A 23009-nucleotide genomic window follows, 5' to 3' on the forward strand; every position below is an offset into this window, starting at 1 on the left:
TTTTGGTTGAATTTGAGCGCAAACGTACTTATTTATGAAATAGCTTATGTTAACAAATAGTTACTAATTTTGAGTATTTTTCTATTTTATTGTGAGAAAAGTAAGGATATTTAGTTTATTTTCTTAATATAATGTTTTATTGTAGGTTAATTCCAATATAAGAGTATTATTTTGGAAAGGGTTTATTTTGGTACGCACCTAAATCAGGTGGTGTTGATCTTGTATTTCCTATTATATCTATTGGAATTATAAAGTTGGGATTAGCTTTCCCTACCGCAGGAGATGATGCGTCGATGTTGAGCTTATTAAGAGTACTATTTAAAAATTTCGGATTCTGATTTAAAATGATATTGGAATAATGTACTGCATCAGTTGCAAATTGGTACAACGGATTGGTACTTGAAGCCTCCTGTTTTAGCAAGCAATTAATAAATTGATAATTAAAAGCAGCAGTTGTTTTTTTATTCAAATATAGTTCGTTTGTATAAGTACCATAAATAATACAGTTAGTAAAGGTTGCTGCCTCAAGATCCTTCGATTCAGGAATGGCTCCGGTACTAAAGTTGTTGAGGGTGACCGCAACTTGATTAGAGCTATTCCAGTTATTATTAAAGGTTGAATGTTTGAATTGGTATTTTCCACCATAGCTACACGCCAAGGTTGCTTGACCCGCATTATTTATGACTACATTCTCAGCATTAATGTAAGCGGTTTGAGCCAATATCCCATAATTAGCGCAGTTATAGATTTGAGTGTTTTTTAATGATAGGGTGGTGCCGTCATTATTTTGAATCAATAAACCTATGGTTGCATTTTTAATCGTTAGGTGATTAATGCTGTTATTAGTGCTACCGCTCGTAAGCCAAATAGCGCCCCATTGTCCTGGGACATCATCATATAAGGCCTCTAACCGATCTCCTTCAAAAATGACTTCGTTTTCCAAATTCGCTGTAGTCGAATTACTTCCATTGATTTGTAAAGAGGCTTTATTGCTAACAATTATTCCTGAGTTAGCATGAAAGTAAACTCTAGATCCTGCATCAAAAAGAGCAGTTTTGTTGGAGGGAACGGCGGCATAACCATAAATTACGTAAGGTTTGTTTTTCGTAAAATGCAATTCATTCCCATTTATAGGATCATTTTCGTCGAGGTAAAAACCATATATTTTTTCTTGACCTATTGGTAAACTTTCTGTTGTACCATCTGACAATCGTTTCGGATACAGAAAAACAGCGTCTTGAATGAGTGTAACGAGCTCTACAGTTTGTAAATTAGCTCCACTGTCAAATTCTATTTGATCGGTATATAAAAGATCCGTAGCATTTGCATCGGCAATATTAGCGGTTGTTTCAATAAATATATACAAACTATCTTTTGCTAATATTTCAACGTTAGTAAATGATTTTCCAGCATTTCCTTGCAAACCATCTACAGACAAGCGGTACTTAGAATTTAAGCCTTTTCCAAGTTTGATAGAGGGTATATTGATGTCATTTTTAGATTTATTGTACACTTTTAAGCGATAGGTACTTGATCCAATGTTAGAAAAAACAGTATCAAGATAGACGGTGTCACGCGAAAAAACGAGACTTCCGGTACTTGGGACAGTTTCAAAATCAGCCCGACAAGAACCTAAAGTAACAATTAAGCCGAGAATTATTAGAAGTGAGAAATGACGCATGGTAATTATTTTTAGTAAAAATAGGAAAAAACAATAGTTAATTGATAAGAAATCAAAATTGTGATTTATTTAAAGATTAAATGGATGAATTATACAACATAATTAGGATTACCGTCGGATTTTGGCATTATAATAACAACTGTTTTACTCTTAAAATCACCTTGTTTTTGTTAAATTTACCGAATTAAAAAGTACAAGATGATATTTGATAAAGAAAGAATTTTAAACTACTGCAACGAAGTTTCCAAGTATACCTTAATGGAGACTTTAAATATAAAATATGTGGATGCTGGCGAAGGTTTTTTAGTAGCTACAATGCCTGTGAATTCCTCCGTTCACCAACCAATGGGATTATTACATGGAGGAGCCACTGTTGCCTTGGCGGAAAGCGTTGGTAGCGCAGCTTCCTTTTTATTTGTTAACACTGAAATTAGTGAAGTTCGTGGAATAGAGATAGCTGCCAATCATGTAAAATCGAAACGAAACGGTATAGTAACGGCGACTGCCAGAATTGTACATCAAGGAAAAAGTATTCATTTGTGGGAAATAAAGATTACGGATGAAAACGATAATTTGATTTCAGTGTGTAAACTAACGAATATGGTTTTACCAAAAAGAAAAAGGGAAGAGAAATAATGAATTTACATTTTGATAAAATCAAGGATCATCTAGAGCAGCAATTACCTTTAGTAGTGTACTGCAAACCAAATAGCTCTAAAGTTGTAGGGCTTCTGCAGCAGGATGATCGTTTGTACGCTACATCTGATTTTAAGGAAAGTGGTTTTTTATTTGCATCATTTGATGGTAACTCGAAAGCGTTAATTCCCGAAGGTCTTTCGGATAGGATTACTTTTGATAAAGATTTTTCTGGTTTCGAACCTGAAGAGAAAATAATTGAGCATCAAAATACAAGCGAAAAGAAAAATTTTGAAACGCTTGTGCAGTCGGGTATTGATGCGATTTCTAGTAATAATTTTAAAAAAGTAGTTTTGTCTCGAAAAGAGACAGTCTCTTTAAATGAATTTGATTTGCTTGTGACCTTTCAAAGATTGCTTCAATTGTATCCTACCGCTTTTGTATATTGTTTTTTTCACCCTAAAATCGGAACTTGGTTGGGTGCAACTCCTGAACAATTAATACAGTCTGACGGGAAAAGTTTTGAAACAGTGGCCTTGGCAGGAACACAAAAAGATGCGGGTGCTACCCAAATAAAATGGCAGGCAAAGGAGCAAGAAGAACAGCAATTTGTCACCGATTATATTGTAGACAAGTTAAAAAGTAAGGTGTCAGAAGTTATGGTTTCTCCACCTTTTAACGTAAAAGCAGGACTAGTTTGGCATATCAAGACCACAATTAATGCAGTTTTTAACCCCGATACAAATTTAAAGCAGATCGTTGAATTATTGCATCCTACGCCCGCAGTTTGTGGTTTACCTAAGGAAGATGCCAAAGCGTTTATACTTAAAAATGAGGGTTACGATAGGAAATATTATACAGGTTTTTTAGGTGAACTGAGTAGTAAGGATGTAAATAATGCTTCCATCTCTGATTTATTTGTAAATTTACGATGCATGGAGATTGAAAGCAATCAAGCTCATATTTACATTGGTTGCGGCATCACCAAAGAGAGTGTCCCAGAAAAAGAGTGGGAGGAAAGCCGTAATAAATCAGTAACGATGAAACGTGCTTTATCTTAATGAGTACTTAAAAATTAAAATAAAAACACAAACTTCTACAAATAGTGATGCCAGTATCAAATTCGCTTGTTTCACTATAGGATGATAAAAAATGAAAGAAATGAAACTAGATATATTAGCGTTTGGAGCGCACCCTGATGATGTAGAATTGGGTTGTTCAGGAACTATTTTAAAAGAGATATCCTTAGGGAAAACGGTAGGAATAATTGATTTAACTCGTGGTGAATTGGGTACGAGGGGTTCGGCGGAAATTAGAGATCAAGAAGCTACTGCTGCTGCAAATATTCTTGGAGTCAAGGTTCGTGAAAATTTGGAAATGCGTGATGGCTTTTTTGTCAATGACGAAAAGCATCAACTAGAAGTTATTAAAATGCTTCGTAAATACCAGCCTGAGATTGTATTGTGCAATGCTGTAGATGATCGCCATATTGACCATGGTAAAGGAAGCAAGTTAGTGTCTGATGCTTGTTTTTTATCTGGTTTAATTAAAATTGAAACAGAAATTGATGGTGTACTACAAAAAGCTTGGCGACCAAAACTTGTTTATCATTATATTCAATGGAAAAATATAGTGCCTGACTTTGTGGTAGACATAACTGGCTTTACCGATAAAAAGATTGCGTCTATTTTGGCTTATAGCTCTCAATTTTATGATCCGAATTCCAAAGAGCCTGAATCGCCAATTTCATCAAAAAACTTCCTAGAAAGTTTAAATTATAGATCAAGAGACTTTGGACGATTAGTAGGAGTAGAGCATGCTGAAGGATTTACGGTTGAAAGATATTTGGCAGTCAATAGCTTAGCAGATTTGAAGTAAAATTGCTGATTTTTTTTTAAAAAAATATTTGGAGAACTAAACTTATGTTGTATCTTTGCCACCGCTAAGCAAATGGTGGTTGTAGCTCAGTTGGTTAGAGCATCGGTTTGTGGTACCGAGGGTCGCGGGTTCGAGCCCCGTCTTCCACCCAGAAAGCAAAAGCCTCTCAGAAATGAGAGGCTTTTTTTGTACCCTTAAATGAAACGCTAAAGTCTTATTTTAGATTATTTTTTGAAAGTTGTAAATATTTTCATAATTTAGTAAGGCAAAATGCAACTAGGCAGTATTTTACTAATGGTATTCCTGTCTACTAAACTAAAACCAATTATATTTATGGGAACATTTTTAATTACTAAAAGAAAAAATGATGAATTTCAATTTGTCTTGAAAGCGGGTAATGGTCAAGTTATTTTAGCAAGTGAAGGCTATACGACTAAAGCGGCTTGTTTAAACGGAATTGAATCAGTAAAAAAGAATTCGCAAGTTGACACTCGTTTTGATAAATTGGAGTCTAAAAATGGCAAACCCTATTTTAACTTAAAAGCTACGAATGGTCAGATTATTGGAAACAGTGAATTGTATGAATCAGTAGCCTCACGTGATAATGGAATTGAATCAGTAAAGAAAAACGCACCTGAAGCTGAAACTAAAGAAGATTTATAAAAAATCAATTTAATAAAGCAGAGCCTTTATTATTGATCAAATATAGTATAATAAAAAAGAGCTTTGAAGTGATTCAAAGCTCTTTTTTTTGGGATAGAAACCGTTATTTTTTGTCTACTACGGGTCTGTTTTCCCTATTTGCCAGTTCCCAAGCAATAGTAAAAGCTAGTTGTGCTCTTTTAGTTAAAGCATCATACTCAATTTTATCTGGAGTATCTGATTTTTGGTGGTAATCCGCATGTACTCCGTTAAAAAGGAAAACAGACGGAATTCCAAATTTCGCAAAATTGTAATGATCAGAACGCTCATAAAAATGGTTAGGATCTTTAGGATCATTGTATTTTAAATCTAAGTCCATTTTAATGTACTTATCGTTAGCCTCCATACAAATTGTATTTAAATCCGATGATAAGCGGTCAGCACCGATTAAATAAACGTAGTTGTTGCTATTGGCATGCTCCTTGTCGCGTCGTCCAATCATATCTATATTGATATCAGTAATGGTATTTGCAACTGGAAACAAAGGGTTTTCAGAGTAATATTGAGATCCAAGTAATCCGTGTTCCTCTCCTGTTACGTGCAAGAAAAGGATAGATCTTTTAGGTCCGTGACCTTCGTTTTTTGCTTTTTGAAATGCTTGAGCAATTTCTAATAGCGCTACAGTTCCTGATCCATCATCATCAGCTCCATTATATACATTTCCGTTTTTCACACCTACGTGATCGTAATGAGCTGAAATTACCAATACTTCATCTGGTTTTTCAGAACCTTCGATGTAAGCCCAAATATTTTCAGAGTCATTTAATTTTTGTCTACTGTTTTTGTTCAAAAAAGCTGCAGGAACTGCTTGATAAAAACTAGTTGCTCCCTTTGGAAAACCAATGCCTTCTTTCTTGTATTGATTAATCATGTACTCACCAGCTCGTTTTTGACCTGCTGAACCCGTTTCTCTTCCTTCCATTTCGTCAGAAGCTACAATGTACAAATGTGTTTTAAGTTCATCTGCTGTAATGCTGTTCATGTATTTTGTTGGGTCAGAATTATCTACACTTACCACTGCTTTTGTACCAGAGCAAGAAACTGCTGCGGTAAATACTAAAAGGCCTAATAATTTTTTCATTAAATTAATTTATAGTTGTTTTTGAATTAGTTTATTTTTTTAAAACTTCATTTAGAAAAAGTTTTAAATGCTCAAAAGAGCGTTTTGCTGCTGTAGAATTGTAAGCAACTCCAGTAGATTTGTCGTTACCATACTCAGGATTCGTAAAACCGTGTACTGCATCAGCATAGTAAATCATTTGCCAATCTGCTTTTGTGTCTCGCATTTCTTGTTGAAAGGATGCAATTTCCTCCGCTGATTCAAAAAAGTCATCTGCTCCGTGGCATACTAAAACTTTAGCAGTAATAGGTGTGTTGACTCTTGTTTTATCCCTGCCTAATCCGCCGTGAAATGAAACCACTCCTTTTACATTCAAATGGCCTCGAGCTGCCTCAAGTACGCCAGTACCTCCAAAACAATAACCAATTACCACAATATTATCAGGGTTAGCTCCCGCCTTAATCAGTTGGTCTAATGCTAATGAAATTCTTTTTTGGTATTCTTTATAATTTGTTTTGTAAAAGCCTGCACTTTTCCCTGCTTCGGTATTGTCTTTTGGGTAATTGCCTTCGCCATAAATATCAGCTATAAAGGAGTAATAACCTAGTTTAGATAAGTCGGTTGCTATATCTTTAGATGCTTTATCAATTCCTTTCCAAGCAGGAAGTATTAATATACCTGGTTTTTGACTGCTTTTGGTAGCAGGAGCAATTGCGAAACCATTAAGAATTTGGGCTCCATCTTGATAAACCACTGCTTTTAATTGTGCCATAGTACTGCTGGAATAAATAAGTACTCCAATAAGTAAGTATTTTATGTTCTTCATGTTTAAATAATTTTATGTAAATATCAGAAATAAATGGTTATTAATGAATATTATTTTTAAATGAATCTATTAAAGCCTTCCTATTTATATATTATTTAACGAAGTAAAAGTGGGTGCTATTCTCCAGGATGATAATTTCGCTCTGCATTTTTTAGAACATCTTCCTTATAAAATAATACATCTTTAAATTGTCCTTTTTGGTACATGACGGATTGATCACTAAAATGTTTGGATTTAGGATCTCCGCTATTACCTCCTGCAAGTAGTGATTTTGCTTTAATTTTTGGACCAAACTCTACCGCACAAACAAAGCTGTTACCGCTGCTTCCGTATCGTAGCGAGCTATTTTCTTGGTAATTACTTTTAAAAGCAGGTAGGCAACCCCATAGCGAGGAAGCATTGGCAATTGGTAAACTGGATGCTGCATCATTATAGGTTAAGTCTATAGCGCCGGTTTGTCTTTGGAATCGATTAAGAGTACCCCACGGAATTTGCCAGCTGCCAAATTTGCTAGTTAGCTCCTTTACCACTTCTTGAAGTTGTGGTAAAAGTTGGACTGCAGTTGCGGTTTGTGCAAATAAATAGGTGTTTTCAACCTGATCGCTCTCGCCTTCGTTAGTGTATGTTTTTCTTAATATTGGATCTAATTTAAAAGCCCATTCATTGGCCAATGTCGTAGCAACCGAATTCTCCTCAGCATAGTAATTCCATTGTTTTAAAATTGAAATAGGCTCTGCTAAAGTAGCAAATTGTGAATTTCCATTTTTAATTTCTTGGTCAAAGCTCTTGATTAAGGCCGGAATCAATACTTCAAAAATGGACAGTTTTCTATCGTATCCATCTGCAATGATTTTGTCTAAGGTGTACTTTTCCCCTTTACTAAGCAATCGTATGGCATTAACACCTCTAAAACTTTCTCCATCGGGAGCCATATAAAACGGATAATCCGATTTTTTAGGACTATCAGAGCCAGACACAGAGAAAGGAGTAGAATTGCAATTTTGCAACCAGCCATTGCTAGGATTGTACAAATGTACCGACTCTGAAACGGCATGTAAGCCTTTCCATTCTGTGGCTGATGTTGTTCCATCCATCACTTTTGACCAGTCTAATTTAGGATTTCGAATAGGTAAAAAATTTCCGTGCCAGTAAGCAATATTTCCTTTACTATCCGCAAATACAGTATTATTTGAGGTATTTGCTTTTAAATCCATCGCTTTTTTATAGTCCTCTAGTCCTTTCGATTTGGTTCGAACCCAACTTTGAACAAGTCCTTCCATCGAACGGTTATTGGATTTTAGACTTATCCATTTTCCGTCTCTTTGCGCCATGATAGGACCGTGATTTGTAGCGTAGGTTTTAAAAGTTTTTGCAATTAGCTTTCCGTTTTGCAAATATTTGATGGTAATGTTTTTTTCAAGAACAGGCACTAATTTGGAATCGTATTCGTAGAATAATTGGTCTTTTTTGCGAACAATTTTTTCGGCATACATATCCGCTACGTCCACGTTAGAGGACGTGTGCATCCAACCACAGTAATCATTAAAACCTTGGTAAATAAAAAATTGCCCCCAGGTTACTGCACCATAAACATTCAATCCTTCTTCACTATGTACCTGAACCTCGGGTCTAAAATAAAAAGTAGTGTGTGGATTGATGTATAAAATAGAATTTCCCGAAGCTGTTTTGGCTGGAGCCAAAGCAAAACCATTTGATCCAGTCTGTACTTCGGTTTCTCGGGCTACATAAGCCACTTTATCACTGTTGCCAGAATAAAAAGTTTTAAGTTCTCCTGTTGTCAATCCTGCTGTACTAATTGCACCAATGCTTCCGTCCGTCCAAAGTAACGGGTACCAAGGTTCAAAATGGGTCAAAAGTGCTGGTTGTACCTCAGGATGTTTGTAGATGTAAAAATTGATTCCATCCGCATAACTATCTAGTAATTTTTTAAGCCAGGGAGCCGCTTTTTTATAATCCGCTTTTGCGTCATTCTCATCGATTAATAAACGTATTTCTAAATCATTGTACAAAACACTTTGACCTTTAATCTCAGCTAGACGACCTAGTTTTTCGATATAATTAAGTTCGACCCGTTTAAAATCGTCTTCACATTGGGCATAAAGTAATCCGAAGACAGCATCAGCATCAGTCTTACCGTAAACATGAGGAATTCCCCAATTGTCTCGAATAATGGTGACCTGTTGGGCTAGTTTCTCAAGCCGATTGATTTCTTTGGTATTCATTTTTTGAGCATCAACAGTAAAGCTAAAAGCAATAAAAAGGAATGCTAAAAATAAGTGGTTAGGGTATTTTTTCATTTGGTTTTGGTTATCAATTATATTTTATAAAGAAATATTTCTTTTAAAGGCACAGCCTAATTCAATCATAGAATCGGTTTTTGCAATACCTGGGATGACATCTATTTTATCGTACAATAGCTTGCGCATGTGTTCATGATCGCGCGCAATAATTTTGATATATAAAGTGTAGGATCCAGTAATGTAATAGCACTCTGTTACTTCGGGTATTTTTTTAAGTTCTTCAATAATTCGGGACGAATCTTCATCTTTATTTAAACTAATTCCGGTAAACGAACCCCAATCATAACCAATTTTCTTTTCGTTGATTATAGGTTTAATTCCAGTAATGACACCTTGCTCCATTAATCTATTGATGCGTTGGTGCACCATAGTGTTCGATATCTTTAAATTTGTAGCAATAGCGGAGTAGGGCATCCGACCATCTTTCTCTAGTTCTTTAATAATTTTGATGTCAAATGGGTCTAAAGTGTCAATCATGGTGTGCATTTTGCTGATTTTGTCCTAATTAGAGATAAATATAGGAGTTATTTTTATCATTTAGGATATGATTTTGAATTAAAATAAATTAATTTGACTTTTATAATACTTATATTTTTAAATAGTGACTTTTTTATACTTTTTTAAAGTCAAATATCGCGAAAAGTACTTTAAAATAAATAAATAGTTATATTTTTGTATTCTAACGTTTAAAATACAAACTCATGCAAGATTCAAATGCTACTCTTTCTTTAAAATCACAAGAGCTAATCGAAAAAGAAAATAAATATGGAGCTCATAATTATCATCCTTTACCGGTAGTTCTAGAAAAAGGAGAAGGTGTATATGTTTGGGATGTTGACGGAAAAAAGTATTTTGACTTTTTATCTTCTTATTCAGCAGTTAATCAAGGACATTGTCATCCAAAAATTGTTGGTGCTATGGTAAAACAAGCGCAAACATTGACTTTGACGTCACGTGCTTTTCATAACGACCAATTGGGAGTTTTTGAAGAATACGTAACAAAGTATTTTGGTTTTGATAAGGTTTTACCAATGAATACAGGTGCTGAAGCGGTTGAGACAGCAGTGAAATTGTGTAGAAAATGGTCGTACGAAGTAAAGGGAATTCCTGAAAATCAAGCGCAAATCATTGTTTGTGAAAACAACTTTCACGGTAGAACAACCACTATTATCTCTTTCTCTAACGATGAAACAGCGCGCAAGAGTTTTGGACCATTTACCGAAGGATTCATAAAAATCCCTTACGATGATACGGATGCTTTAGAAGCGGCTTTAAAATCTAGTCCCAATATTGCTGGTTTTCTAGTAGAACCAATCCAAGGTGAGGCTGGAGTTTATGTGCCTAGCGAAGGTTATTTGGCTAAGGCCAAAGCGTTATGCGCTGCTCATAATGTGCTTTTTATTGCAGATGAAGTGCAAACAGGAATCGCCCGTACGGGAAGATTATTAGCTACTTGCGGAAACTGTTCTTGTACCAATGGTTGTGAGAACAAACCAGAGGTTAAGGCAGATATTCTTATTTTAGGAAAAGCAATTTCGGGTGGTGTTTATCCTGTTTCGGCTGTTTTAGCGAATAATGCAATCATGAATGTGATTAAGCCTGGTCAACACGGTTCGACTTTTGGTGGAAACCCTGTAGCAGCTGCCGTTGCCATTGCTGCATTAGAAGTAGTTAAAGACGAGAATTTATCTGTAAATGCAGAGCGTTTAGGTATCATTTTAAGAGATGGTTTGAATGCTATTGCTGCTAAAAATCCTTTAATTAGTTTGGTAAGAGGGAAAGGATTACTAAATGCAATTGTTATCGATTGTGACGAGGAATCAGACTTAGCTTGGCAAATTTGCTTGCGATTTAGAGATTACGGTCTTTTGGCAAAACCTACTCACGGTAACAAAATACGTTTTGCACCGCCTTTAGTAATAACAGAAAATGAAATAAAAGAGTGTTTGGCTATTATTGAAAAAGCGCTGAACGACTTTAAATAAGAAATAGATAGTAAAGTGAAGAATCCCAAAGTCAGTTAAATGATTTTGGGATTTTTCTGTTTTACCGCATTATTTGTGGCGGTCCCTATTAAATGCTATTTTTTTATTTTACTATTGTGTCAAAATATTTCCGTTTTCACGTAACACAATTTAGATTTGCTACTCTAATCATCGTGACAACTTTATAACCAACCTTAAGATATGAAAAAAATAATGTACTCCGCTCTTGTACTTTGCTCCAATTTTGCATTACAAGCGCAATCAATTGATAAAATAATCAATGTTAAAAAAGTAACCGAAGTAGAGAAGATCTTGGCTGCAGATGATATGCAAGGTCGTAGAGCTTTTACTCCCGGCATCGATAAAGCTTCGTCTTATATTGAAACGGAGTTTAAAAAAATAGGTTTGCAAACACTAAACGGTGCCAAAGATTACAAGCAATCGTTTTTTATGACCGAATCGCAACGAAAAACTGCCACTGTAACAATAGATGGCAAAGAAATCAGTACAGATGCTATTGTTTCTTTTTCGTATCAGCCTCAGTTTTCTTTTAGCAACGGATCTGAAATGGAAATAGTAAAAATTAAGGCTGGAGATAAATTTGGACCTAAGTTTTATGAATATTATCGTTCGGATAAAAACCTACTTGTTTTAGTAGATGCCTCTTTTGAAAAATTCATGTCTAATATCAAGCACATGAACCAAATGGCTGCTACTCCTAGTACAAACACTGTGGTATTTGTTTTTGGAGTTGCTGATGCAACTACTTTTAAGGTAGACGGAACTAATGAAGTTGTAAAGAAAGCGCTAAATAATGTAGTAGGAGTTTTGAAAGGAAAAACTAAACCAAATGAATATGTTATTTTTTCCGGACATTACGATCATTTAGGAATTGGTTCGCCTCAAGAAGGTGAAAAGCATGGCAGTACGGATTCTATCTATAACGGAGCCAATGATGATGCCGCAGGAACAACTGCTGTTATGATTTTAGCGGAGTATTTTAAAAAATTAAATAACAACGAGCGTTCCATTATTTTTACTGCTTTTGTAGCCGAAGAAATAGGAGGGTACGGTTCTCAGCATTTTTCTAAACAGCTAAATCCTGATGAGGTTGTGGCTATGTTTAATTTAGAAATGATTGGAACAGACTCTAAATGGGGAAATAATTCAGCCTATATTACCGGTTTTGAAAAATCGTCTATGGGTGCCATTTTACAAAAGAATTTAGAAGGTTCTGCTTTTAAGTTTTATCCAGATCCGTATCCTGAGCAGCAATTGTTTTACAGATCTGACAATGCAACTTTGGCGAGGCTAGGTGTACCAGCACATACCATTTCGACTTCAAAAATGGACAATGAACCAAACTATCACAAAGCAAGTGACGAAATAGGAACATTAGACATGGTTAATATGACTGAAATTATCAAAGCAATAGCAATTAGTTCATCGTCCATCATTAGCGGAAAAGACACACCAACAAGGGTGGATACTACTGCATTGCGTAAATAGAAAATTAATAGCTGAAGGCTTCATGAAAATGAAGCCTTTTTTTATGAGTTTGTTATCATGAGAGAACCAACTGTATTATTTTTGGTCCTCAATTGATTTTGTTATCGCTGATTTTACTTTTCCAGTATGCTCCGTCGTCTTGGATTCAATTAGCATAATAGAACATTCTTCGACCGCTGATACGCGATGATTAACTCCTTTTTTTACTACAAAAAGATCGCCTTGGTTCATATCAAATGCTGGTTCATTTTCGATTTCCATCAAAAGGGTGCCGGATACGATGTAGAATAGTTCATCTTCATTTTCATGATTGTGCCATGGTAAATCTTGCCCTTTTATTTTCGCCACCTTTATGTATTGGTCATTTACCTCTCCCAGTATCTTTGGTGAAAAATAAGTAGTTACCTTTTCTAACGCTTCGGTTACATTCATTTCGATTTATTTTTAGTTTTATAGCCGTTTTTCCTTTCTCTGATTAAAAGAGCTTTATTTGTAAAGTATAAAAAAATTCACGCTCGATTTTCTTTTTTGTCCATTGCTTTTCCTCTTGGTGAATTGCCTTCTTGCAATACGTTTTCTGAATGCAGTAAGTGCGCAGCGGCAGCCGAGTCTTTAACTTTTACCGCTGATCGTTCTATCATTTCTTGTTCAAAATTAGTTAAAATACTACTTCTGATACCTTCTGCTCTCCAATTAGAATTAGCTTGACAGCTTTCTGTAATCGCCCGAGCTAGTGCTAATGCATCTAATAAAGCCTGATTTGCACCTTGGCCTTTAAAAGGACTCATAGGGTGTGCCGCATCGCCAATAAGCGTTGCTTCGCCCGCCTGTTCGAAACTTTTAGAAGTTAACATTTCACGATCATAAACGGGATAACCAGAAAGTTGCTCTACAGCAGTATTCGCAATAATTTGCGGAATAGGAGCGTGCCAGTTCGTTCTACTCATTGCTTCCTCCTTCAAGGCTTGTGGTCCTAACGCACTTAATTTTTTTGCATCCTCCTCAATCATTGGAAAACTCAATTGCCACATAACTGATGCACTATCGTAAGGCATGATGTAAATGCGTTCTTGACCATTAGCGGTTTGAAATACAGTCTCTGAGTCTAACAACGGACTTTCTAAAGATGTTAAGGAGGCTAATGGGCAAATTCCTAAAATTACAATGCAATCTAAAAAGCGTAGTGGATAGGTATCAGCTCCAAAAAGAAAACGTCGGACGGCACTGCGAATTCCATCTGCTCCAACAACAAGGTCCGTGTGTTCATATTTTGTTTTTCCATCGACCTCAAACGCTAACGATATCTTTCCGTTGTCAAGTTGTTTGAAATCGGTTAGTAAGTGTCCCCATTGCAGCGAATTTGAATCATCCAATTCTTCCAATAGCGCTAAACGCAAAGATTGTCTAGCAATATGAATATTTGTTTTTTTTGAATGTTTTTGATTAGTCGAGGGCATCCATTTACGCATTCCCCATTCGCCAAGTACAGTCCCGTCAGTGTTGTGTACAATATGCTTAGTAGACACGACACCTTTATCTAAATTTGAAATTCCTAGACCTTTAATTGCTTTGCTTGCTTGTTGTAGCGTTAGACCGTATCCTTGTGAACGAGCCTCAAAATTACAATCGCGCTCATAAAGAGTGAAAGGAATGCCTCGATGTTGGCAGGCGACTGCTAATGCAACTCCACCAATCCCACCACCGATAATGGCTACATGAGGATAATTTTCATAATCAGCAGGAAGTGGTTTTTTAGCCACAGCTAATCCTGAGCCGGAACAGTTTTTGCAAGGTTGTAAACTGCCAATCGGCTTAATGGGTAAGGTGCTATTTGATCCGTTTTTCTGGTGTATTTCTAACTCAGCTTCAAACTTAAACTGTTCTTTTTTTGAAGGTTTACGTCTGGTCGTACCTCTGCCAAGACAAGCGGTACAGCTGATCCAATAGTTTTTTGATTTATCCTCGGCTTTCAATTTATTTGGTGTTTTTAGGATAAGTATCGTTAAGATTTAAGGTGATTTACATTTAATGTTTATTCCTTTGAACCAATATTCATCGGCATTTCACTCAAAGTTGTCCCACCTTTTATTCCAAAATCAAGTGTTCGAATTGGAAACGGAATCATGATATCATTAGCGTCATACGCTTTCTTAATTCGAATAATAGCTTCGCTACCCACTTTATTGTAAACGGATTGTTCAGTAGAACCGACCCACATTCGAACAGATAAATTTACAGAGCTATCACCAAATTCAACGAAAAACACATTTACGGGATCGTCCTGCGATAGTTCTTCAATATCGCTAACGGCATCCAAAGTAATTTGTCTTACTTTTTCGAGATCGTCACCGTATGAAACACCAACACTTAGGTCAAATCGCCTTTTTTGCAAGATGGTGTAATTTTCAATTGGATTTTGGAAAACTTCTTTGTTGGGTATGATCACAGTTTTACCTTGAAAAGTTTCAACCAAAGTATCTCTTAAGTTGATTTCTCTAACTTTCCCCATGTACTCTTTAATCTGTACAATATCACCAACTTTTAGCGGTTTCCTGAAAGAGATAAATATACCCGACATGAAATTGGCGGCAATATCTTGAAAAGCAAAGGCTAGAGCAAGACCTAGTATACCTGCACCGGCTAGAATCGAAGTAACCGCTTTGTCTAAATTTAAAATACTAAGCACCGTGAATAGAACGATTCCAATAAATGAAAAATAAATGATCGAACTAAAAAGGTTGTTTAGTGTCAGGTTATTAGAGATCTTAGCAACTAATTTTTGGGTTATTTTCCTGACAAATTTTGCTATATAAAAACCAACAACCATTACAACTGCTGCTAGTACAATATTCGGTAATAACTTTATTAGTGCTTCGCTCCAACTAGATAGTTTGTTATTGATTAAGTCAGTGATTTTGTCTAAATCCATAGGTAATTTTGCTTAGTTTACTTCGATTTGAAGTAGGTTTGTAAAGCACTAAGGTAGTAAATCCTATGATTGTTCACAAAGTAAGTGCGCCCGTTTTTTTGCCAACGAGCGCAACTCTTTGATATTGATAACCAATATTCAGTAAGACTATTTTGTAGCTAACCATTTGTAGTAATTCAATTTATTGATTTAAAAAGGCTTTGAATTCTTCAAATGTTGTAATCGTAGTTTTAATTTTCTCTTTATTTAGCACGCTTTCAATTTGTTTTGGAATAGGTAGTTTTACTTCAAGGGCAGCTTCGACTGTGTCCAAAAATTTTATAGGATGCGCAGTTTCTAAGAAAACCCCAATGGCATTAGGATGATTTTTTAATTCTTTTTTTAATCCTAAGTAGCCAACCGCACCATGTGGCTCAGCAATGTATCCGTTGTTATTGTATATGCTTTTGATAGCTTCAATAGTTTCTGAGTCGGTGAAATTAAAAGAAGAGAAATCTTTGCTAAAAAGCTCCAAATCATTGTTGTACATTTCCTGAATCCGAATGAAATTGCTGGGGTTTCCTACATCCATTGCATTTGAAATCGTTACTTTAGAGGGTTGTGGGTCATAGATACCGTTTTCTAAAAAACGAGGTACTGTGTCATTAACATTGGTAGCTGCTACAAAATGTTCGATGGGTAATCCCATTTTTTTTGCTACTATTCCAGCGCAAATATTTCCAAAATTACCACTTGGACAAGAAAAAACTAAAGGTTTGTCGTGTTGCTTTAACGCTTTGCAAGCAAAGAAAAAGTAGAACATTTGTGGCAACCAGCGCGCAATATTGATGGAATTTGCCGATGTGAGGTTGTGCTCTTTTAAACTTGGATCTAAAAAAGCACGCTTTACCATATCTTGGCAATCGTCGAACATTCCCTTGACTTCTAAAGCTGTAATGTTTTGCCCTAAAGTGGTTAATTGTCGCTCTTGAATTTCACTTACCTTGCCAGACGGGTATAAAATAATTACTTCTACACCGGTTACCCCTAAAAATCCACTTGCAACGGCTCCACCGGTATCTCCTGACGTAGCAACAAGAACGGTGTTTTTACTGTTCACTTTGTCCTTGTTGAAATAGCCTAAACAGCGTGACATAAATCGAGCACCAACATCTTTAAAAGCCATAGTGGGACCGTGAAATAATTCAAGTGAAAAAATGCCGTCTTCAACCGTTGCCAAAGGGAATTCGAAGCACAATGTTTCTGCTATGATTTCCTTAAGTACATTATCAGGAATCTCGTCTCCAATAAATTGATGTATGGCTTGAAAAGCAATCTCCTCATTAGATAGCTGTTCTATCGAATCAAAAAACTCTTTTGATAAAGGTGTTATTGTTTCCGGAAAATACAAGCCTCGATCGCTGGCTAATCCTTGAATTACAGCTAATTGAAAAGAAACGTTTGGAGCGTTATGGTTTAAACTGTAGTATTTCATTTTATTTGTTATTGCGAGGCACGAAGCAATCTCGTTATTATTTTAATTTTGTTCACCATTCAGAGGCTAGGGAGCTATTATTTTTACTCCATCCGGATTTACTTTGGAAACATGAATTTCGTATAGCATTTTCATATCGTCATAAATGGTACACATTGCTTCGGCAATTTTTTTAGCAGCTGCTTCGCCTTTGCTTAAAGCAAAAATCGAAGGTCCTGATCCTGATATTCCGGCGCCTAAAGCCCCATTAGCCAAGGCAACTTGTTTTATGGAATCAAATCCTGGAATCAATACAGATCGCAATGGTTCGACAATTTCATCATGAAGTGACCTACCAATTAAATCATAATCTTGCGTATATAAACCAGCAATTAGTCCGCCTACATTTCCCCACTGCATAATAGCACTTTTTAAGGAGACCGTTTTTTTTAATACAGAGCGCGCGTCCGAGGTTTTTAACTCAATTTGCGGATGAATTACAGTAGCATATAATTCTGCTGGACTGGCTATTTTAATAATATCCAAAGGATTGTAGCTGCGAACTAAGGTAAATCCGCCTAAGAGGGCAGGAGCTACGTTATCAGCATGTGCGTTGCCGCAAGCTAATTTTTCACCTTGCATAGCAAATTGCACTAAATCTTTGATTTCAAACGGGCGACCTAATAATTCGTTAATCCCAAAAACAGCTCCTGCTGAACTGGCGGCACTGCTTCCAATACCGCTACCGGCTTTGATGTTTTTATATATTTCAATGTCAAACCCAGCGTCTGAATTCAATGCTTCGAGCATGGCAAGAGCAGCAACACCAGCCACATTCTTGTCGGTTTCAAGTGGTAAATCGGCACCCACTAACTTAGTAATGCGAATGCCCTTTTGATTTGATTTTTTGATAATCATTTCGTCACCCACAGTATCCAAACACAATCCAAGCACATCAAATCCGCAGGATAAATTAGCAATTGTTGCTGGGCAAAATATTTTTATTTCGTTCATTTTTTTTAGTTTCTAAGTTGCTTAGCTGCTAAGTTTCATAGTTTTAAAGTTTTAAAGTTTCAAAGCTTCAAAGTTTCTGAGTTTCATAGTTTCTGAGTTTCTGAGTTTCAAAGTTTCAGATTTTCAGAACTTCAAAGTTTCATAGCTTCAAAGTTTCATAGCTTCATAGCTTGAGAGTTTAATAGCTTGAGAGTTTCATAGTTTCCAAGTTTTAAAGGTAGCAAGCTTACGGTTATAAACAGACTTTTTCACTTTACAACTTCACAACTTTGTAATTCTGAAGCTTTGAAGCTTTGAAGCTTTGCAACTTTGCAACTTCACAACTTCACAACTTCACAACTTCACAACTTTGTAACTTTGTAACTTTGTGACTTTGCAACTATGTAACTTCACAACTTCACAACTTTTTTAAACATTCCCAATCCTAATCACATCCGCAAAAATTCCGGAAGCAGTAACCGCTGCACCAGCGCCAGCACCTTTAATCAATAAGGGTTGGTCTACATATCGGTCAGTATAAAAAAGCACGATATTGTCTTTACCTTCAAGATTGTAAAAAGGATGGTCTTTTGGGATGAATTGCAAACCTACACTAGCTTTTCCATTTTCAAATTGTGCTACAAATTTCAAACGACTGTCTTTAGCATTGGCTTCCGCCAAAATTCCTTCAAAATGGCTTGCATATTTCGTAAGCGATTTAAAAAAGTCGTCGTTGTTTGTTGTTGCCATGCATTCAGCAGGTAAGAATGATTCGTTTTCAATTTCTTCAATTTCCATTTGGTAACCGCTTTCGCGAATTAAAATCAGAATCTTTCTAGCGACATCAATTCCGCTTAAATCAATTTTCGGATCGGGTTCTGTAAATCCTTGTACACCAGCTTCTTTAACTACATCATGAAAAGTGTTATTTGAATCAAAATTATTAAAAATAAAATTTAAACTTCCTGATAAAACAGCTTGGATTTTATTTACTTTATCTCCCGAAGCTACTAAGTTTTTCACAGTATCAATAATAGGCAGTCCCGCTCCAACATTAGTTTCAAACAAGAAAGGGGCATTATACCTTCGTGATAAATTCTTCAAGTTTTTGTAATTATCAAAAGCAGATGAGCAAGCGATTTTATTACAAGTGACTACAGAAACGCTTTCTTTTAAATAATGAGCATAGGTTTGAGAGACCGTTTCATTCGCTGTAATGTCTACAAAAATACTGTTGCGAAGGTTGAGGTTTTTAACTTGCTCGATAAAAAATTGCTGGTCGGCTTTTTCTCCATTTTCAAGAAGTCCTTTCCATAATTGTAAATCGATTCCTTCTTCATCAAAAATCATTTTTCTAGAATTAGACAAAGCGATTACGCGTAGATTTATTTTGAGATTCTCCTTTAAGAACTTGTTTTGCTGGTTGATTTGATCAATGAATTTTTCGCCCACATTACCCACACCCATGACAAATAAATTCAGCTGTTTGGTGTTGTCCTCAAAAAAGCGTTCATGTAGCGTGTTCAATGCTTTTTTAACATCTCGTTCATTAATTACTGCGGATATATTTCTTTCTGAAGCGCCTTGTGCAATAGCTCGAATATTTACATTGTTTTTACCTAATGTACTGAACATTTTACCACTTAAACCTTGATGATTTTTCATGTTTTCACCAACTAATGCGATGATACATAAATTGCTTTCGACCATGCAAGGTTCTACTTTATTATGAGCTATTTCTATTTCAAAAGTTTTATTGACAGCTTCCACTGCGAGTGTAGCATCAGAATTTAAGATACCGATACAAATAGAATGCTCAGAAGACGCTTGAGTAATAAAAATAATATTAACATTAGCTTGAGAAAGTGTCTCGAACAATCGCTTTGACGATCCTAAAACACCAATCATTCCTGGACCCTCTAACGTAATTAATGTGATGTTATCAATATGACTAATTCCTTTTACCGGATTCCCATTTGCGACAGCATTATTAGAAATAAAAGTTCCTTCAGCAGTTGGTTCAAAAGTATTCTTAATTAGAATTGGAATATTTTTTTGAAGCACCGGTTGAATCGTTGGTGGATATAGGACCTTTGCTCCAAAATGAGACAATTCCATAGCTTCCTGATACGAAATTGTGGCAATTGCTTGTGCTTGCTTGACAATTTTTGGATTCGCTGTATACATTCCGTTTACATCTGTCCATATTTCTAATTCAGTTGCATTTACAGCAGCAGCTAAAATAGCAGCAGTGTAATCAGATCCTCCTCGACCAAGGGTTGTAGTAATGCCTTCATTTGATGAGGCTATGAAGCCAGGCATCACAGTTATAGGGCTTTTATTTGCTTTAAAAAATTCGCTAATTAAAGTCGTAGTGCTTTCAAAATTCACAGTCGCTTTACCAAAGTTACTATTGGTTTTTATGAGCTCTCTACTGTCTTTATAAGCTGCAGTAGGTACCGATTGCTTTAAAGCTTCGGCGATAATATACGAAGATAAAAGTTCACCAAAACTCAATATAGTATCTGCTGTTCTAGGAGAAAGTTCACCTAACAGGAAACAACCTTCAAGTAACGTTTCGAGATGATTAATTATTCGTTTAATGTGACTCAATACGCCACTTTGCTGACTTACTGGGATAAAATCTTTTATGGTATCTAGATGTTTTTTTTCAATTTCGACAACTAAGGTTTTATAGGTCTCATCAGATGCTGCAGCTTTTGTTGCTGCTGTTTGAAGTAAATCAGTTACTTTACTTAAAGCAGAAACAACTACAATTAATTGATCCAGCTGCGCTTGCTGCTGAACGATCTCTAAAACTGATTTTATATTTGTGGCATTGGCTACTGAGGTTCCGCCAAATTTTAAAACTTTCATATGCTGTATTTTAATATTGAAAAAAGGGAATATTTTTATTCACCCAAGAATGTAATCTCTCGAAAGAAATAATGGTATAGTACGATTATATGTAAAAAGGTATACCCCTAAGGGGTTGTAACAGTTGTAGTGAATGTAAACGTCATAGCAGAGCCAACTCCAAACTGAGTTGTAATCGAAGAATGATATGTTTTGCTATTGTTTACCATAATTAGTTTCAAAAATACGGCTTTTTGTAAATAAGAGAAAACGATTGTGTCGATTTGCGAATATTTTAATAATAGGAGCTTAAACTGAGCAAGGATTGGAATTTGATATATTATGCCCTGAATATAAGCATAATTACTATTTATGCGTGATTTTAGAATACGATTTGGGTTTTTAATACTTGTTTAAAAGTTCAAAAAACACTGTTTACAGCTTCAATTGTGCTAGTTTTTGAAGTGAGTACGTATAAATTGACAATGATAAGGTAAATAAATATCAGTTTACCTAGATAAGATTGGACACCTATTTAATGAGTTGTTTTTAGTTTATTTTTTATTGATTTATAAATTAGTACCAATATATGTTGTGTATTAATATTGATTTAATCAAATTTGGCACACAAAAATGAAAAATACATGGATAATACACACTATATAAGCACTGATCTTCTCTCGCTAGAAAGTATTCAAGAAATCATAAGTCAAGGTAAAATTTTGGCTTTATCGGAGGAAGCAAAAGTAAATATTCAAAAATGTCGTGATTATTTAGACGCTAAAATGCTTTCTCATTCCGCTCCAATATATGGTATAAATACAGGCTTCGGTTCGTTGTGTAATGTGAAAATTTCGAATGATAATTTATCGAAGCTCCAAGAAAATTTGGTTAAGTCGCATTCTTGTGGTACCGGAGACGAGGTACCTGCGTCCATTGTCAAAATAATGTTGTTACTTAAAATTCAGTCTTTGAGTTATGGACATTCTGGAATTCAATTGCAAACAGTCGAAAGACTAATTGCTTTTTATAATAACGATATTTTGCCAGTTGTGTATACACAAGGTTCTTTGGGAGCTTCAGGTGATTTAGCTCCGTTGGCGCATTTGTCTTTACCTCTTTTAGGAGAAGGCGAAGTGTATTACGAAGGGAAAAAAGCAGATTCAAGTATCGTTATGAAGCAATTTGATTGGGATCCAATCATTTTAAAATCAAAGGAAGGTTTGGCATTACTAAACGGTACACAGTTTATGAGTGCTTACGGTTCTTATATAATTATCAAGGCAAATAAATTATCCTACTTGTCCGATTTAATTGCTACTATTTCACTGGAAGCTTTTGACGGAAGGATAGAACCGTTTAATGAAGCAATCCATTTTATTCGTCCTCATAAAGGCCAAATTATAACTGCAAAGCGAATCAAGGGTTTTTTAGAGGGAAGCCAAATCATCAATCAAGAAAAAATACATGTACAAGATCCTTATTCTTTTAGATGTGTACCGCAAGTGCATGGTGCCTCAAAAGATGCACTAGAGTACGGTCATAAAGTGTTTAAAACCGAGATTAATTCAGTAACTGATAATCCAAATATTTTTGTAGACAGTGATGAAATCATCTCAGGCGGAAACTTTCACGGCCAACCATTGGCTTTAGCCTTGGATTTCATAGGCATTGCCTTGGCTGAATTGGGTAGTATTTCTGAAAGGCGTACCTATCAATTAATCTCGGGATTGCGTAATCTTCCTGCATTTTTAGTTGATAATCCTGGCTTGAATAGCGGTTTAATGATTCCGCAATATACCGCTGCAAGTATTGCTAGTCAAAATAAGCAGTTGGCTACGCCTGCAAGTGTAGATAGTATTGTTTCAAGTAATGGGCAAGAAGATCATGTGAGTATGGGTGCCAATGCAGCAACAAAAACGTTACGTATTTTGGAAAATTTGGAACGTATTTTATCCATTGAACTATTGACTGCCTCTCAAGCCATTGCTTATAGAAGGCCATTACTTTCTAGTCCTGTAATAGAAAACTTTCTAAAAGCATATACAAATGAAGTTCCCTTCGTAAATGAAGACCGCATATTGCACTACGATATCAAGAAAACAGTTGCTTTTTTAGATAGTTTCACCATTGACCAAGATTTGTTAACAATGGCTTAACATTGCAAATTATTAATGAAG

Annotated in this window: 18 protein-coding genes and 1 tRNA gene; 8 read left to right on the forward strand and 11 right to left on the reverse strand. The window is 35.6% G+C overall.

Going from position 1 to position 23009, the window contains the following annotated elements; translation table 11 throughout:
- Window positions 1-166: 166 nt before the first annotated feature.
- Window positions 167-1681, reverse strand: coding sequence for a hypothetical protein (locus tag ACZ2G0_RS09715; RefSeq protein ID WP_470307460.1), 1515 nt, complete (start codon window positions 1679-1681; stop codon window positions 167-169).
- Between the two features lie 198 nt (window positions 1682-1879).
- Here ACZ2G0_RS09715 and ACZ2G0_RS09720 point away from each other — a divergent pair, with 198 nt between their 5' ends.
- From ACZ2G0_RS09720 to ACZ2G0_RS09740, 5 genes are all read left to right on the forward strand, one after another.
- Window positions 1880-2317 (forward strand): PaaI family thioesterase, encoded by a 438-nt coding sequence (locus tag ACZ2G0_RS09720; protein WP_470307461.1) that lies wholly within the window; start codon window positions 1880-1882, stop codon window positions 2315-2317.
- On the forward strand, window positions 2317-3378 hold the full coding sequence (locus ACZ2G0_RS09725; protein ID WP_470307462.1) for an isochorismate synthase: 1062 nt from the start codon (window positions 2317-2319) through the stop codon (window positions 3376-3378). Before ACZ2G0_RS09720 ends, ACZ2G0_RS09725 begins: the two co-directional genes overlap by 1 nt.
- Window positions 3379-3478: 100 nt before the next feature.
- A complete protein-coding gene (gene bshB1 / locus ACZ2G0_RS09730) occupies window positions 3479-4195 on the forward strand; it encodes a bacillithiol biosynthesis deacetylase BshB1 (protein WP_470307463.1) in 717 nt (238 codons plus the stop codon).
- Between the two features lie 74 nt (window positions 4196-4269).
- Window positions 4270-4345: transfer RNA gene (locus ACZ2G0_RS09735), tRNA-His, on the forward strand.
- A gap of 183 nt (window positions 4346-4528) precedes the next feature.
- Window positions 4529-4858, forward strand: a complete 330-nt coding sequence (locus tag ACZ2G0_RS09740) for a YegP family protein (protein WP_470307464.1) — start codon at window positions 4529-4531, stop codon at window positions 4856-4858.
- Window positions 4859-4961: 103 nt separating this feature from the next.
- Here ACZ2G0_RS09740 and ACZ2G0_RS09745 read toward each other — a convergent pair whose 3' ends face one another.
- The 4 genes from ACZ2G0_RS09745 to ACZ2G0_RS09760 all read right to left on the reverse strand — a co-directional run bounded on the left by ACZ2G0_RS09745 (window position 4962) and on the right by ACZ2G0_RS09760 (window position 9578).
- On the reverse strand, window positions 4962-5978 hold the full coding sequence (locus tag ACZ2G0_RS09745) for a M28 family peptidase (protein WP_470307465.1): 1017 nt from the start codon (window positions 5976-5978) through the stop codon (window positions 4962-4964).
- Between the two features lie 31 nt (window positions 5979-6009).
- Window positions 6010-6783, reverse strand: a complete 774-nt coding sequence (locus tag ACZ2G0_RS09750) for a dienelactone hydrolase family protein (RefSeq protein ID WP_470307466.1) — start codon at window positions 6781-6783, stop codon at window positions 6010-6012.
- Between the two features lie 116 nt (window positions 6784-6899).
- Window positions 6900-9101, reverse strand: a complete 2202-nt coding sequence (locus ACZ2G0_RS09755; protein ID WP_470307467.1) for a penicillin acylase family protein — start codon at window positions 9099-9101, stop codon at window positions 6900-6902.
- 24 nt (window positions 9102-9125) lie between these two features.
- Window positions 9126-9578 carry an Lrp/AsnC family transcriptional regulator gene (locus ACZ2G0_RS09760; RefSeq protein ID WP_470309841.1) on the reverse strand — a complete coding sequence of 151 codons (453 nt, stop codon included), beginning with the start codon at window positions 9576-9578 and terminating at the stop codon, window positions 9126-9128.
- Between the two features lie 227 nt (window positions 9579-9805).
- On the opposite strand from ACZ2G0_RS09760, the gene rocD reads away from it, so the two are divergent.
- Window positions 9806-11089, forward strand: coding sequence for an ornithine--oxo-acid transaminase (gene rocD / locus ACZ2G0_RS09765; RefSeq protein WP_470307468.1), 1284 nt, complete (start codon window positions 9806-9808; stop codon window positions 11087-11089).
- A gap of 201 nt (window positions 11090-11290) precedes the next feature.
- The gene (locus ACZ2G0_RS09770; protein WP_470307469.1) at window positions 11291-12598 is read left to right on the forward strand and encodes a M28 family peptidase; all 1308 of its coding nucleotides are present in this window, start codon (window positions 11291-11293) and stop codon (window positions 12596-12598) included.
- Between the two features lie 75 nt (window positions 12599-12673).
- Here ACZ2G0_RS09770 and ACZ2G0_RS09775 read toward each other — a convergent pair whose 3' ends face one another.
- The 6 genes from ACZ2G0_RS09775 to thrA all read right to left on the reverse strand — a co-directional run bounded on the left by ACZ2G0_RS09775 (window position 12674) and on the right by thrA (window position 20850).
- Window positions 12674-13030, reverse strand: coding sequence for a cupin domain-containing protein (locus tag ACZ2G0_RS09775; protein ID WP_300287556.1), 357 nt, complete (start codon window positions 13028-13030; stop codon window positions 12674-12676).
- Window positions 13031-13107: 77 nt separating this feature from the next.
- On the reverse strand, window positions 13108-14571 hold the full coding sequence (locus ACZ2G0_RS09780) for an FAD-dependent oxidoreductase (RefSeq protein WP_470307470.1): 1464 nt from the start codon (window positions 14569-14571) through the stop codon (window positions 13108-13110).
- Window positions 14572-14630: 59 nt separating this feature from the next.
- Window positions 14631-15527: a mechanosensitive ion channel family protein gene (locus ACZ2G0_RS09785; RefSeq protein ID WP_470307471.1), complete on the reverse strand. Its 897-nt coding sequence runs from the start codon at window positions 15525-15527 to the stop codon at window positions 14631-14633.
- 181 nt (window positions 15528-15708) lie between these two features.
- Window positions 15709-17001, reverse strand: coding sequence for a threonine synthase (gene thrC, locus ACZ2G0_RS09790; protein ID WP_470307472.1), 1293 nt, complete (start codon window positions 16999-17001; stop codon window positions 15709-15711).
- Between the two features lie 66 nt (window positions 17002-17067).
- Window positions 17068-17994: a homoserine kinase gene (locus ACZ2G0_RS09795; RefSeq protein WP_470307473.1), complete on the reverse strand. Its 927-nt coding sequence runs from the start codon at window positions 17992-17994 to the stop codon at window positions 17068-17070.
- Window positions 17995-18402: 408 nt separating this feature from the next.
- Complete coding sequence (gene thrA, locus ACZ2G0_RS09800) at window positions 18403-20850, reverse strand: bifunctional aspartate kinase/homoserine dehydrogenase I (protein ID WP_470307474.1); 2448 nt, start codon at window positions 20848-20850, stop codon at window positions 18403-18405.
- A gap of 623 nt (window positions 20851-21473) precedes the next feature.
- Between thrA and hutH the strand changes: the two genes are divergently transcribed.
- Window positions 21474-22988 (forward strand): histidine ammonia-lyase, encoded by a 1515-nt coding sequence (gene hutH / locus ACZ2G0_RS09805; RefSeq protein WP_470307475.1) that lies wholly within the window; start codon window positions 21474-21476, stop codon window positions 22986-22988.
- Window positions 22989-23009 lie beyond the last annotated feature (21 nt).

It is taken from the genome of Flavobacterium sp. KKT103 (assembly GCF_055640565.1).